Origin of the sequence: Lutibacter oceani (genome assembly GCF_003384935.1) — a bacterium.
Lineage (GTDB): Bacteria > Bacteroidota > Bacteroidia > Flavobacteriales > Flavobacteriaceae > Lutibacter > Lutibacter oceani.
The window spans coordinates 184,124-198,511 of record NZ_QTTQ01000012.1 but is presented as its reverse complement, the minus strand read 5'-3'; the positions used below and the strand labels follow the sequence as shown (position 1 = coordinate 198,511).

16 protein-coding genes are annotated in these 14,388 nt (G+C 28.1%); 8 read left to right on the top strand and 8 right to left on the bottom strand.

Annotated features, from left to right (window positions below; all coding sequences use genetic code 11):
• Window positions 1–13 precede the first annotated feature (13 nt).
• Genes BX611_RS13805 through BX611_RS13795 form a run of 3 tightly spaced genes read right to left on the bottom strand, consistent with a single transcriptional unit; the run spans window position 14 to window position 2,831 of the window.
• Window positions 14–1,405, bottom strand: coding sequence for an NAD(P)(+) transhydrogenase (Re/Si-specific) subunit beta (locus BX611_RS13805; RefSeq protein WP_115882385.1), 1,392 nt, complete (start codon window positions 1,403–1,405; stop codon window positions 14–16).
• Window positions 1,405–1,713, bottom strand: coding sequence for an NAD(P) transhydrogenase subunit alpha (locus tag BX611_RS13800; RefSeq protein ID WP_115882383.1), 309 nt, complete (start codon window positions 1,711–1,713; stop codon window positions 1,405–1,407). Before BX611_RS13800 ends, BX611_RS13805 begins: the two co-directional genes overlap by 1 nt.
• 2 nt (window positions 1,714–1,715) lie before the next feature.
• Window positions 1,716–2,831: a Re/Si-specific NAD(P)(+) transhydrogenase subunit alpha gene (locus BX611_RS13795; RefSeq protein WP_115882381.1), complete on the bottom strand. Its 1,116-nt coding sequence runs from the start codon at window positions 2,829–2,831 to the stop codon at window positions 1,716–1,718.
• Between the two features lie 462 nt (window positions 2,832–3,293).
• Here BX611_RS13795 and BX611_RS13785 point away from each other — a divergent pair, with 462 nt between their 5' ends.
• Window positions 3,294–4,058 (top strand): MBL fold metallo-hydrolase, encoded by a 765-nt coding sequence (locus tag BX611_RS13785; protein ID WP_115882377.1) that lies wholly within the window; start codon window positions 3,294–3,296, stop codon window positions 4,056–4,058.
• Window positions 4,059–4,060: 2 nt separating this feature from the next.
• Here the strand turns inward: BX611_RS13785 and BX611_RS13780 are convergent, their stop codons facing one another.
• Window positions 4,061–4,681, bottom strand: a complete 621-nt coding sequence (locus tag BX611_RS13780) for a class I SAM-dependent DNA methyltransferase (protein ID WP_115882375.1) — start codon at window positions 4,679–4,681, stop codon at window positions 4,061–4,063.
• Window positions 4,682–4,683: 2 nt separating this feature from the next.
• Window positions 4,684–5,256 carry a pentapeptide repeat-containing protein gene (locus tag BX611_RS13775; RefSeq protein ID WP_115882373.1) on the bottom strand — a complete coding sequence of 191 codons (573 nt, stop codon included), beginning with the start codon at window positions 5,254–5,256 and terminating at the stop codon, window positions 4,684–4,686.
• Window positions 5,257–5,368: 112 nt separating this feature from the next.
• On the opposite strand from BX611_RS13775, the gene BX611_RS13770 reads away from it, so the two are divergent.
• The 5 genes from BX611_RS13770 to BX611_RS13750 are packed head-to-tail and all read left to right on the top strand — an operon-like array spanning window position 5,369 to window position 10,745.
• A complete protein-coding gene (locus tag BX611_RS13770) occupies window positions 5,369–5,953 on the top strand; it encodes a TetR/AcrR family transcriptional regulator (protein WP_115882371.1) in 585 nt (194 codons plus the stop codon).
• On the top strand, window positions 5,954–7,336 hold the full coding sequence (locus BX611_RS13765) for a TolC family protein (RefSeq protein ID WP_115882369.1): 1,383 nt from the start codon (window positions 5,954–5,956) through the stop codon (window positions 7,334–7,336).
• Window positions 7,337–7,343: 7 nt separating this feature from the next.
• Window positions 7,344–8,336, top strand: a complete 993-nt coding sequence (locus BX611_RS13760; protein WP_115882367.1) for an HlyD family secretion protein — start codon at window positions 7,344–7,346, stop codon at window positions 8,334–8,336.
• Between the two features lies 1 nt (window position 8,337).
• Window positions 8,338–9,507, top strand: coding sequence for an ABC transporter permease (locus BX611_RS13755; protein WP_162880043.1), 1,170 nt, complete (start codon window positions 8,338–8,340; stop codon window positions 9,505–9,507).
• 2 nt (window positions 9,508–9,509) lie between these two features.
• Window positions 9,510–10,745 (top strand): ABC transporter permease, encoded by a 1,236-nt coding sequence (locus BX611_RS13750; RefSeq protein ID WP_115882362.1) that lies wholly within the window; start codon window positions 9,510–9,512, stop codon window positions 10,743–10,745.
• A gap of 106 nt (window positions 10,746–10,851) precedes the next feature.
• Here the strand turns inward: BX611_RS13750 and BX611_RS13745 are convergent, their stop codons facing one another.
• Complete coding sequence (locus BX611_RS13745) at window positions 10,852–11,898, bottom strand: SMP-30/gluconolactonase/LRE family protein (protein ID WP_115882360.1); 1,047 nt, start codon at window positions 11,896–11,898, stop codon at window positions 10,852–10,854.
• A gap of 31 nt (window positions 11,899–11,929) precedes the next feature.
• Entirely contained in the window at window positions 11,930–12,418 is a 489-nt protein-coding gene (locus tag BX611_RS13740; protein ID WP_115882358.1) for a DinB family protein, read from the bottom strand.
• A 322-nt stretch (window positions 12,419–12,740) separates the two neighbouring features.
• Between BX611_RS13740 and BX611_RS13735 the strand changes: the two genes are divergently transcribed.
• Window positions 12,741–12,890, top strand: a complete 150-nt coding sequence (locus BX611_RS13735; RefSeq protein WP_317047908.1) for a M15 family metallopeptidase — start codon at window positions 12,741–12,743, stop codon at window positions 12,888–12,890.
• 71 nt (window positions 12,891–12,961) lie between these two features.
• Here the strand turns inward: BX611_RS13735 and BX611_RS13730 are convergent, their stop codons facing one another.
• Window positions 12,962–13,153, bottom strand: a complete 192-nt coding sequence (locus BX611_RS13730) for a cold-shock protein (protein ID WP_115882354.1) — start codon at window positions 13,151–13,153, stop codon at window positions 12,962–12,964.
• Between the two features lie 812 nt (window positions 13,154–13,965).
• Between BX611_RS13730 and BX611_RS13720 the strand changes: the two genes are divergently transcribed.
• Window positions 13,966–14,334 (top strand): GerW family sporulation protein, encoded by a 369-nt coding sequence (locus BX611_RS13720; RefSeq protein ID WP_115882349.1) that lies wholly within the window; start codon window positions 13,966–13,968, stop codon window positions 14,332–14,334.
• Window positions 14,335–14,388: the final 54 nt, after the last annotated feature.

Below are 14,388 nucleotides of genomic sequence, written 5' to 3'. Positions count from 1 at the left end.
ATGATTTATGTTTTTACATATTTTTAAGTTCTGCTACTAATTTGGTTAAAGCTTGTTTAGCATCACCAAATAGCATTGATGTTTTTTGATTGTAAAATAATTCATTTTCAATACCGGCATAACCAGGTTTCATACTACGTTTATTTACAATAATATGTTTTGCATTTTCAACATCTAAAATTGGCATTCCGTAAATTGGACTTGCAGGATCGTTATGTGCAGCTGGGTTAACAACATCATTAGCTCCTACAACAAAAACAACATCGGTGCTTTTAAATTCAGGATTAATGTCTTCCATTTCCACCAATTTGTCATAGTCAACATTTGTTTCCGCCAAAAGAACATTCATGTGTCCTGGCATACGACCAGCTACAGGATGAATTGCATATTTTACATCTATACCTTTGCTTTCAAGTAGTTGTTCTAATTCATGAATAATATGTTGTGCTTGTGCAACTGCTAAACCATAACCAGGCACAATAATAACTTTGTTTGAGTAATTCATTAAAATTGCAACATCACTTGCTGAAGCTTCCTTTATGTTACCTTGTACTTTATTTCCATCACCTGCAACAGCTTTACTACCTTCACCAAAAGCCCCAAATATTACATTTGAAAGCGGTCTGTTCATTGCTTTACACATTGCTAAGGTTAAGATTGTACCTGCTGAACCAACTAAAATACCCCCAGTTAACATTACCATATTTCCATACAAGAAACCGCCAAATGCAGCTGCTAACCCTGTAAATGAATTTAATAATGAAATTACTACTGGCATATCTGCACCACCAATTGGTAAAACAAATAGGATTCCATAGGCTAAAGCTGCAAAGAAAAGTAGGTATAAAAATAATGAACTATCTGAACCACTTATAATTATAAATGCACCAAAACCAAGTATTGCTAATAAAAATACATTATTTAAAATATTATATTTTGGTAATCGAATTGGTTTGTTTAAAGTTCCATTCAGTTTTGCCCAAGCAATCATACTTCCTGAAAAAGAAACACTACCAATTATCATTCCTGCAATAATTGTTAATATAGAAAGTTGATCTCCAATATAATGATGAAATTCAATTAAGCCAATTAAAGCAGCACTTGCACCGCCCATACCGTTAAATAAGGAAACTAATTCAGGCATTTTTGTCATACCAACTTTTTTAGCAACCAACCAACCAATAATAGTTCCAATAAGAATTGCAATTCCAATTAAAATGTAAATAATAGAGGAAACTTCTCCTTGATATAAAAAGATTGTACCAATAATTGCCAAAGTCATACCCGCTGCAGCTATTAAATTTCCTTTTCTAGCTGTTTCAGGGTGCCCTAACATTTTTAAACCTAAGATATAGGTTACTGAAGCTATTAAATATATAAATTCAAGACTAAAGATATATTCCATTATTTTTTCTTTTTAAACATTTCTAACATGCGATCGGTAACTACAAATCCTCCAACCACGTTTAAAGTTCCAAGTAGTACAGCTACAAAACCCAGTGATAATGCTAAAATATTATCTGGTTCTGCACCTAACATTACTAGTATTGCACCAATAATAACCACTCCATGAATGGCATTTGCACCTGACATTAAAGGTGTATGCAATACAGCAGGAACATGTCCTATTACTTCAACTCCAACAAATATCATAAGGATTACGATATATATCATTTGAAGGTTATTGCTAATAAAATCTATAAATTCAGTCATATTTATTCAGTTTTTCCGTTTTTTCTAATTTTACCATTGTAAACTATTAAAGTTTCATCTGTAATTTCTTCATCTAATTCCCATTTAAACTCATTGTCTTTAGTTAAATGTTTTATAAAGTTAAACATGTTTTTACCATATAAATCACTGGCATTTGTTGAAACACTTTCTGGTGAAATTGTAGTTCCAATTATTTTTACACCGTGTTTAATTACAGTTTTATTTAGTTTGCTAATTTCAACATTTCCTCCTTGAGCAGCTGCTAAATCAATTATAACAGCACCATTTTTCATTTGTTTTATTTGATCTTCTGTTATTAAAATTGGAGATTTTCTACCAGGAACCATTGCTGTAGTTATTACTAAATCTGCTTGAAATAATGATTTATTCACAGCCTCTTTTTGTCTGCGAATATAATCTTCAGATGCTGCTTTTGCATAGCCGCCTTCTGCTTTTTCTTCTCCAGTATTATCAACAGATATAAACTTAGCTCCAAGAGATTCTGTCTGCTCTTTAGTTTCTGGTCTAATATCGGTAGCTTCAACAACAGCTCCCAATCTTTTTGCAGTTGCAATTGCTTGCAAACCTGCAACACCAACACCATAAACTAATACTCTAGAAGGGGTTATTGTACCGGCAGCAGTCATCATTAATGGAAATATTTTGGTCATTTCATAAGCACCTAAAATAACAGCCTTATAACCAGCTAAATTACTTTGAGAACTTAAAACATCCATATCTTGCGCTCTTGAAATACGTGGCATAGCATCCATAGAAAATGCGGTTGCACCTCGTGCTGCAATCAATTTCATATCATTTGGATGTGATTTATGAAATAGTTGAGCCATTATAATTTGACCTTTTTTTAACTGTTCTATTTCGTCATTATCAAAAGGGTTAATTTTAATTAAAACGTCACAGTTTTTAAAAATATCAGATTTGCTTCTAATAGGTGCACCAACTTTACTATAATCTGAATTTTTAAATGAACAAGAAGATCCAGCATCTTCTTCAACAAAAACTTCAAACCCTTTTTCAATTAGCATTTTGGCAATATTTGGTGAAATAGCAACGCGTTTTTCTCCTTTTTGAGTTTCTTTTAATATGCCTATTTTCATTTATTTATGTTTTTTAAAAGGTGATTAAAAATATTTAAAGTATTCAGGTTATTAACTTGAATGTATTTTAGTGATTGAGTATAAAAAAGAAAACCAGCAAAAAAGCCAGTTTTATTTGCATGCATATTATAAAAAACCTTACAAGCACGTTTAATAGTTGTAATAACAATTAATACATTAAAAAAGTTAAGTGCTTGAGGATGATGTAACTTCATTGTAAATGTTTAATTTAAACTTAGTAAAGTTAGAAAATAAATTATGCAAAAAAGTTGACATAAATCATTTTTTTAATTGATTGATAATAATTATAGGATATATTATGAATTATGTAATAATTATTACAAAAATGGGGTTGTAAAAACATTTTTTTTAATGTGTTTGGTAAAAAATTTAATACCATAAATAATTTTATAAATGTTAAATTTTTAAAGAATAACTGTATTTTTATAAAAAATCTATATTTTGAAAATTACATTTTTAGGTACTGGAACTTCACAAGGTATACCGGTAATTGCAAGTATGCACCCGGTTTGTTTATCAAAGGATAAAAGGGATAAACGTTTACGTGTTTCTATTTTAGTTGAATGGGATAATTATACTTATGTTGTTGATTGTGGTCCGGATTTTAGATATCAAATGTTAAGGGCAAATGTTCGTAAAATAGAAGGTGTTTTAATTACTCATGAACACGCCGATCATATTGCTGGTTTAGATGATTTAAGACCATTTTGTTTTCAATTGGGGGCAGTTCCCATTTATGCACAAAAAAGAGTTTTGGATAATTTAGCTTATAGGTTTCAATATATTTTTAATGATACTAATAAATATCCTGGTGCTCCTAAAGTTGAAAGTGTTCTAATAAAAAATGAACCATTTATTATTGGTAATTTAAAAGTAGTACCTATTGAAGTAATGCACGGTGAATTAAAAATATTTGGTTATAGATTTAATAATGTTGCTTATTTAACAGATGTTAAAACAATAACTACGGTTGAAAAAGAAAAACTTAAAAATTTAGAAGTACTTATAATAAATGCAATTCGTCACAAGCCACATCATTCTCACTTAAACATAGAAGAAGCCCTAGAATTAATTGATGAATTGCAACCTGAAAAAACTTATTTAACACATATTAGCCATCATTTAGGGTTTCATTCTGAAGTTGAAAAAACATTGCCAAAAAATGTATTTTTAGCATATGATGAATTAGTAATTGAAATAGATTAAAACTAATTTTTTTGTGCAATTAATAAAAATATAGGGTATTTTTTTAATGTGTTTTTCTTTTCAATAATATATGGAGTTGAATAAGATATTGTTTTAAATCCACATTTTTTGAGTGTTGTTTCAAGATTTTTTTTGTTGAATCCAAAGTGACCATCAAAGTTTTGTTCTTTTGGGTGAAATGTGCCATCTTCTTCAACTAAATCAGCAATACATAAATAACCATTTCTGTTTAGTAACGAATAAAAAATGGAGGATATTTCTTCAATATTATAAATATGATGTAATGTCATTAGCGTATAAATTACATCTGTTTTTTCAATTTTTGAAGGATTTTTAATCAAGTCAATTAATAAAGGTTTGAAGTTTTTTATTTTTTGTTGTTCAATTTTTTCTTTCAACACATTAATCATTCCTTCAGAATAATCAATCAACGTAATTTCTTTAAAATAATTTTGCAACTCAAAACTTAATAAACCGGTGCCACAACCAAATTCTAATGCATTTAAGTCCTTATTTGGTTTAATTATTTGTACCATTTCATCTGCAATAAGTTTTGCTCTAGCTGTTTTCTCAAGATCTTTATCCCAGTCTTTTGCTTTTTGATTGAAATGTGTTGTGCTCATATTTAGGTTATTATAAGTTGATGTTTTTCTAATAAACCAGCCAAACCTTCTTTAGAAAACTTTGCTTTTTTAATGTTGTTTTTTTCTGGATCAATAGCGTAGTGGAAAGAGGAACTTAAATCGGCCTTTTCCAAAATAGTTTTATCGAAAATTGCTAATTTAAAATCGCAGTTGTTAAATAAAGCATTTGTTAAATCGGTTTCATTAAAATCAGTTTCATTTAAACTACAATTTTTGAATACACTATTTTTCAGTTTTAATTTATAAAATGAAGCTAAGTTTAACTGGCAATTGGTAAATTTTAATTGAAGTAAAAAAGGGTCAACTTCGTTAAAATTAATTCCTACCATTTTGCATTTTTCAAAATGTAATTCTTTTAAACCGGTATTTTTTAGAATACAGAGGCTTAAATTACAATCTATAAATGAACATTCAACAAACTGATAGTTAGATAGATCTAAGTTAGAAAAATTGCAATTTATAAATGTACAATTGTCATATTCAGCTTTTGTAAAAGCCTCTAAATTGTAATCAATTCCAGTGAATTCTTTTGATTCAATATAAGGTAAATTCATTGTATAAAATTACTTATTTATTATTCCACAGCAATTATTTTTAGTTATTTTTTATTTAAAATAATAAATGAATGAATATTTATTCATACATTTGCAAACTAAAATATAACATATGGCACGTAAGATTGATGAACATAAAATTGCAAGAATTAAAGAAGCTACAATGCAAACAATTGTTGAAAATGGAATTGAGGCAACTACAATAGCTATGATAGCAAAAAATGCAAAAGTTAGCGGAGGGTATTTATACAGAATATATGCAGGAAAACAAGATTTAATAAATGAATTGTATTATGAAAAAGTAAATTCATTATACAAAGAATTGGAGTTTTTATTAGCACTCAACCAATCAAGTGTTAAACCTTTAATTGAGTCATTTATACAGAATAGAATCGTTTATTTTTTGAATGAACCAATTGCTTCAAAGTTTTTTTATCAACTACTTCATAATGAAAATTTTTTAGCGTCTGATGAAATAAAACTTAAAAGTGTTGAATTAATGGAAAGCATAAAAAAAATAGGTGTAAAATCAGGGGAAATTTCTCAAAATACAACAGTGTATCAATTGCATTATCACATTTTGGTGTATGCCGTAGATTATATAAACTTTACACGAAAAAATATTTTTGGAGAACAAGAGGTTACCATAAATGACGTAAAAAGTTTGACAGAAAATATTTTGAAAATTTTAAAATAAATGAACATAATAACAAATTATAAATTAATGAAATTTAGTAGAATAGAATTGAAATTACTCTTCTTTTTAGGTTTATTTACCACATTTACATATGCACAAGAACTTACTTTAAAACAAGCTTATAACTTAATGTTATCTGAAAATGGTGAAGCAAAAGCATCAACTTTTGAAGTAAAAGCTATGGAAGAAGAACACAAAGCAACCAGAGGCTTACGGTTACCAACAATTGGTGTTTCAGGAACTTATTTGCATTTAGATGAAAATATTGATGTAGACTTAAACACGCAACGTAATATGGTTGGAGGTTTATTAAGTATTCCAGATCCTGCTGTTGTATTAGGTGATTGGAATTTTACTTTACAAGAAAAGAACTTAGGATTTGCAACAGCAAATGTATCTATGCCAATTTTTGCTGGAGGGAAAATTAATGCAGCAAACAAAGCTTCAGAAATTAAATTGGAGTTAACGGAAACAAAACATCAAATTGAAGAAAATGAGTTAACTATAAATTTAATAAACTACTTTTTTAAATTAAAATTAGCGGAAGAAGCAGTAAAATTAAGACAGGAAGTGTTTGATGTAATTTTATTACATAACAACCAAGCAGCTAAACTTTTTGAAAATGGATTAATTCCTGAGGTAGAAACTCTAAATGCAAAGGTAGCGCTCTCTAATGCTAATAGAGAATTACTAGCTGCAAAAAAAGATGTGGCTTTAGCAACAACAGCTGTTAAAAATTTAATTGGTATTAATTCTATTGAAGGAGTTTCAACCAAATTTAAAGAACCAAAAATTGTAAAACCATTAAAAGAATTTCAAGATGATATGTTAACTGAAAACAATCAGTTAAAAACTATTCAAAAAAATCATGAATTAGCAGAAGTAGGTGTAAAAGTTGAGAATAGCGAATATTTTCCTAAAATAGGTATGATGGGGAAATACATTCTGGGAAAAGAAAATTTATCATTGGTAGATACAAAATGGTTTGTAGGTGTAGGTGTTGAATGGGAATTGTTTAATGGCTTTCAAAGAGAACATAAAATAAAAGCATCAAAATATAAAATATCTCAGGTTGAAGAAATTGATAAACAAGCACGATTAAATTTAATAACGTATACTGAAAAACTATACAATACCATGCAAAAGGAACTAGAACAATACGAAAGTTTAAATGCCGATGAAGCATTTGCTAATAAATTAAAATTTATGCGTACACGTGCTTTTGAAGAAGGAACCGGAACTTCATTAGAAGTTATTGATGCAACTTTAAAATTATCAGAAATTAAAATTCATAAAATAAAAGCCTTATACGAGTACAATATAACTTATGGGGAGTTAATGGTACTTACTGGTAAAACAGTATTTTTCTTAAATCAAAATTAAAATTAAAATGAAAAATCCAAAATTTATAAAATCATTAATAAGCATTGTATTTATAGCAATTTTAGTGCTTACAGGTGTTTGGTTTATAACAAAGCCAAAAGCAGTTGTTTTACAAGGTAGAATTGAAGCTAAAGAAATATATTTAGCTGCAAAAATACCAACACGTATCAATTCTTTTGAAGTAAAAGAAGGTGAGCATGTAACAAAAGGACAATTATTAGCAACGCTATTTAGTCCAGAAATTATGGCAAAGGAGCAACAGGCACTAGCTTTAAGAGATGCTGCAAAAGCACAAAAAAGTAAGGTCGAAAACGGTGCAAGAGTTGAAGAAATAAGAGCAGCAAAAAGTGTATACGAAAAGGCAACTGCAGCAGTAAATGTGCTTATAAAAACCTATATACGTATGGAGAATTTATTTAAAGACGGTGTAATATCAGAGCAACAACGCGATGAATTTTTTGCAAAAAAGGAAGTAGCTTTAAAAGATCAAGAAGCTGCATTAAGTATGTACCAAATGGCAATGAAAGGTGCTAGAAACGAAGATATTGATGCTGCAACAGCATTGCTAAAGCAAGCAAATGGCGCTTTAAATGAATTAGAAGGATATAAAAATGAACGAAATATTATTTCTCCTATTGATGCCGAAATACTTAATTTTTTACCTGAAGAAGGTGAATTAATTGGAGCTGGTTATCCAGTTGTTCATTTGGTAGACTTAGCAAATAGTTATGCAATTTTAAACATTAAAGAAACAAGTTTATTCAATTTTAAAAAAGAGGGGATTTTTGAAGCGACAATTCCGGCATTGAAACATAAAAAAGTGAAATTTAAAATTTATTATGTAGCTGCTTTAGGTGATTATGCAACCTGGAACGCAACCAAAGCAACAGGAGGTTTTGATGTTAGAACTTTTGAAATTAAAGCAGCTCCTGTTTCTAAAGAAGTTGAATTACGACCTGGGATGAGCATTTTAATAGATTATTCTCAATTTAATGAGTAAAATGAAACCATCTTTACGAATTGCAAAACGAGAAATAGCATTGTTATTTAATAGCAAGTCTGTATTTATTTTTGCAATTGTGCTACCATTTGTTTCAATATTGTTTTTTAATACGCTTTTAAGTAAAGGTGTAGCTCGTAATTTACCCGTTGCTGTGGTAGATTTAGATCATTCTGCAATTTCAAGAAATGTTATTTCCCAGCTAAGTGCTGCTCCAGAAATTGAGGTAGGCTTTTTTCCTTTAAATCAGCAAAAAGGTGAGGAATTAGTTCGTTTAGGAAAAGTGTACGGTTTAATTACAATTCCACAAAATTTTGAAGCCGATTTAAAAAGCGGTAAACAAGTGCATGTTATCAATCAATACAACAGTAATTTACTGTTACCTGGCGGATTAGAATATAAAGCTTTTAGAAAGGTAATAGGAACTATTTCAGCTGGTGTAACTATTGAAAAACAGCGTAAGCAAGGAGTTTCAATACAACAAGCAATGGTTAATTATCAACCAATTGTTTCTAATAATCGCGTGTTGTCTAATCCTTATACAAATTATTCATACTATTTAAATACAGGTTTTTTGGCAATGTTTTTCCAAATATTTGTAATGTTAACTACTATTTATTGTTTTGGAGCAGATTTTAAATACAGCAAGGGAAATAAATTATTAAATATTACTGATGGAAATCTATCTGCAATAATTTTAGGTAAAGTATTGCCATATACTGTTTGGTTTTTACTAGTAGGAATTATTATGCTTTTTAGCATGTATGTTTGGCAAGATTTTCCTTTTTTTGGAAATAAATTTGCTGTATTAGTTGGTTTATTGTTGTTAATTATAGCAAATCAATCATACGCATTATTTTTTATAGCTTTTAGTAATAGTTTTAGAGAAGCACTAACAATTGGTGCTGGTTTTGCGGCTGTTAGTTTATCATTTTCAGGAATAACTTTCCCAATTTTCGGAATGCCAACAATATTACAGTGGTTAAGTCAAATTTTTCCATTTACGCATTTTTTTGAATTGTTATTAGATCAATCTCAAAGAGGTTTTCCAGTATTTTATTCATTAAAACCAATCATTATTTTAGTGATTTTAAGTATTGTTCCTATTTCATTGGGTTGGTTTAAATTAAAAAAATTGTTTTCAAAAGGAGTGTTTAATCATAGCATTTAATAATGAAGAACTTATTTAAATTATATTATAAAGCAAAAATCTCTTTTTGGAATACATTTTCAACGGAATGGAAATCTATTAAATCGGATAAAGCAGTTCTTAGCACTTTTCTTTCAGTAGCGCTAATTATTTTAGTAGTTTATACGTATATATATTCAAATCAAGTAGTTAAAGAAGTGCCCGTAGCTGTTATAAATCAGGATGCTACAAAAATGAGTAGAGATTATATTGCAATGTTAGATGCTACAGAAGGCACAAAAGCAATAACGGCTTATACAGATTTACAAGAAGCAAAAAGAGCTTATTATTCAAAAAAAGTTGAGGGAATTGTTATCATTCCAAAGAATTTTGAGAAAAATATTAGAAGCGGTAAACAAACTGCAATTACTACTTTTTCAGATGCTGCTAATATGGTTTTTTATAAAAGAGTGTTAGGTGATGTTTCTACTATTAACGGTTATTTTAGTGCGGGAATTTTTATCAAAAAAGAAATGGCGAAAGGAGTTTCGTTAACTCAAGCACAACAAAATTATACTCCAATACAAGCAATTTCTACAAGTTTATTCAATACTACATCTGGTTACGCAACGTATATGATACCAATGTTAACCGCTTTAATTGTGCAGTTGGTGTTGTTAATGGGAATCGGACTTTTAAGTGGATCGAGGCGTGAAACTATAACTACACATACAAACTTTCCTAGGTTGTTACATAAAGGAGGAACAATTCCTGTTTTGTTGGCAAAAGCTTGTTTGTACACTGCAATTTTTATGGTAATTATTCCTATTCAGGTTGGAATAGTTTATACTTTATTTGCAATTCCAGTTAGATCTTCTTTATTTTTAATTTACGTATTTATAATTCCGTATGTGTTTTCTGTAGTTTTTTTAGGAATTACAATTAGTTCATTATTCAAAAGAAGAGAAGATTCTATTGTTTTTTTAGTGTTGCTTTCTATTCCATCTTTAATGTTAAGTGGTTTGTCGTTTCCTGTTGAAGGATTTTCAGAATTTTACCAATTAATTTCAAAACTAATTCCTTCAACACCTGGAATTAACGGATTTGTTAGGTTAACACAAATGGAAGCTTCTTTTTTGGAAGTACTAAATGAATGGAATCATTTATGGATTTTAACCCTAATTTATTTTGTTTTAGCAGCTATTTCATTAAAAATAAGAGTAAAAAAAGAGGCTCAATTACTTAAACTTTATTCTTTAAAGCCCAATAAAAGAAGTTAATTTAACAATAGCTTACTAAAACACCTAACTGCGGATAAATTTGGTTTATTGGTTTACCATCCAAAAAGGGGGTATTCTGTTATTTTTCTAAATAAGGTTAGTACAGTTATTTTTCTTTTTTTAGAATCAAAAAATTAGCATCCATTACGTTACCAGTTATAATTAAGTTTTTAAAAGGAGCTGCTACTGTTGATGCGGACATTAATTTACCATCATCTAAAAACAGTTGTTTGATTGTATAATTATTTTTACCACGATAGTTAATTTTTATAATTTCCGAAGGTGAAGTTTCTTTTTTGCCTTTTGCATAGGATGCAAATCTTAATAAATTTGGATGTGCTCCAATCCAAAGATTTCCTTCTGTATCTAATTCAATATTATCTACGCCTGTTCCACAAGGAATATCTTCAATAAAAGTTAATGAACCATCTTTAGCCTTTTTATATACTTTTACCAAAAATTTTCTAGGTGACGCTACAAAAATTAAGTTGCGTTTTGCATCAAAGTTTATACCATTTGCATAGGCTATTCCACTAGCTACTTCTTTAAAATTTTCACCATCAAAGTAAATTATATTTGATAATGATAGACCAATATAATCTTCAAACAATCTTCCTAAGCCTTTTGTGTATTTGTGATCATTGGTGAAATAAAATTGGTTTTCATTTATTAAAACAACATCATTCGGACTTATAATTAATGGATTTTCTATCGTTTTTTGAAAGGTTAAAATTTTATCGTTTAAATTAAAAACTTCAAATGAATGTCCTTTTGCTGTATGATTAACAGCCATTACCTTATATGTATTGTCAACTTTAAACATTGAAATACCATGTGGTGCAAAAGGTTTTGAAAAATTAGTAGTTAATGGTGTTATATTATAATCTCCACTTTCTAATTCCATATAAAATAATCCACCAGAATCTTCTTTATTTAAACCAAAATTACTTCGTTTGGTTGATGAAATTAATGCAAAATTATTTTGCGTGCTAACTGTTATATCTTCAGCTCCTGGCAGCTTTATTTTTTTTACAATTTCACCTTCAAATTTATTTTCAATGGTTTTAAAAAATCCTGTTGAAACAAAAATATTTATAACAAATACTAAAATAAGCGTAATAAGAATTAAAACAATTCTTTTAAATGGTTTCATAAATCAATTTTGATGTTTTTAGTTGGTATTACTATCTAACTGATAACAATTTTGTTAACATTCCAATTTGTCCTAAATGATAAATGTCATGATGTAACATTCCTTCAATTAAAAAGAGATATTTATAATCATCTTTATAATCGTTATCATAATAAGTTTCATATAAAAAACTGTCATCTTTTTGTTCAAGTAGCAGAATTATTTCGCTTAAACTATTATTATAATCAGCTTGAATTTTTTTCCAGCCAATTTTTTTTAATTGTTCAATAGTTAACCAATTTTCTTCACTTTCATCAGTTAGTAAACCTTTTTTAGTTTTAATTTTTAAAATTGCTTCTTTTCTCCAAAAAGTTAAATGTGAAATTAATTCTGCAACACTATGTAATTTGGGTATTGGCCTTTTAAAAACTTCTTTCTCGTCTAATAAATCCAGTTTTTTTTTAAAACTAACATTTAACCAAATTTGTCCGTCTTGAATTTCTTTAAGTTGCTTTATAAAATTATTAATTAATGTTTTCATTTAAAAAATTAGTTAAGGATAAAAAAAAGGGGTATACAATTAATGGCTAATGCTTTATAAAATTAAGATATTAATATGATATATATCAATTTATAATGAAATATCTTAGCTAAAATGATTTTGAAAATGTATTTTATTGTTTTAATTAACAATTATTAAAAAGCATTAAATTTAATATTGAATTACTACTCCTGTTCTATTTAATACAATAAATATTCAGGCTTCATTAGTAGAAAAGTTTGTTTATATTACTGATGAAACCCCAACTATTATAGATGCTTCCTATGATTATTTTGGATAGGAATCCTGGGTAACACATAACATAATTACAAAGCAACAAAAGGAAAATAGGATGCTGTTAAAAACTGTGATGAACAATTTTGGCTTTGTAAGTTACCCGAAGGAATGGTGGCATTTTACACTTTTTAACGAGCCTTTTAAAAATCAATATTTTGATTTTGTTGTAAAATAATGTTTTAAATTTTCAAATAAAAAAAGCCTATCAATATTGATAGGCTTTTGTAAAAAATTAAGAAGTATATATTAAATTACTTTTACATTTACTGCGTTTAATCCTTTTTTACCTTCCTGTAAATCAAATTCAACTTCATCGCCTTCACGAATTTCGTCAATTAATCCAGAAATGTGAACAAAATGTTCTTTGTTTGAACCTTCTTCTGTTATAAATCCGAAACCTTTAGTTTCATTGAAGAATTTTACTGTTCCTTTACTCATGTTAAAAATTTTATATTAATTATCTTTTGAATTGCAAAGATGATGCCAATAACTGAGATAGCCTAAATAAGTGAGGTTTATTTTTAAAATTTTTACTACTTTTTTTAGTTTATCCTTTTCAGTGTAATTATAAAATTCACAATTATATAATGTTTAAAAGTTAAAATCTAAAAATCATAGACTACAAATTATTTTTTAACTGATTAAAATCATTATTTTTTTGGAAGGTTACATCCTTTTAAATGATGCACATCATTGCATAAATACCCAATTATTTTTTCCTTTAAATAAAATTAAAAAATGGGTTTAACTATTTTTTTTGTATTGCTTTTACTCTTTATTGTTTATCTATTATGGATGCCAATAGTGCTTTGTATTAACACAAATACAAATAAGTATTTTATACAGTTTTTGGGTTTGGCAAAGGCAAGTATAGAAGGTGATAAAAAGGAAATTTTAAAATTAAAATTGAATGTGCTTTTTTTTAATTTTTATTTCTACCCATTAAAATTAAAGAGTATAAAGCAAAAAGGCACCGTTAAAACAAAAAAAAATACAAAAACTAATAAGATAGGAAATTTAAAAAAGGGGATACGGATTTTAAAATCATTTAAGGTAAAAAAAATAGTAGTAGAAATTGACACCGGAGATTGTATAATGAACGCAAAATTATACCCAGTATTTGCATTATTAAATTATAATTTCGGAAACTTTCGTATCAATTTTGAAGGTAGAAATCAAATGGTATTGTATATGCAGAACAGGCCATTTAATATAATTAAATCATTTATTAACATTTAAAAATCAAGATTATGGAATTACATTTTGAAGAATTATTAAAACAAATTACAGACTTTATGAAAACTGAAGCGAATACCGATACTGTTGTTGGTAAACAATTTGATTTAGGTGAATTTAAGTGTGTACCAGTTATTAAAGTAGGTATGGGATTTGGATCTGGTGGTGGAGATACTCGCACTAAAAAAGAAGCAAAAGGTGAAGGTATAGGTGCTGGAGCAGGAGTTGGTATAGAACCAATTGGTTTTTTAGTAACAAAAGGAGATCATATTTCTTTCCTTGAAGCAGGAAAAACTCACGGGCTAGCTGCATTATTTGAAAAAGTACCTGACTTAGTTGAAAAAATTGTTACAGAAAGAAGTAAAGAAAAAGCTGAAGTTTAATTTAAAACTTAAAGGTTGTTTAAATTTAAAATTGAGTAAGTTTTATTAAAATTT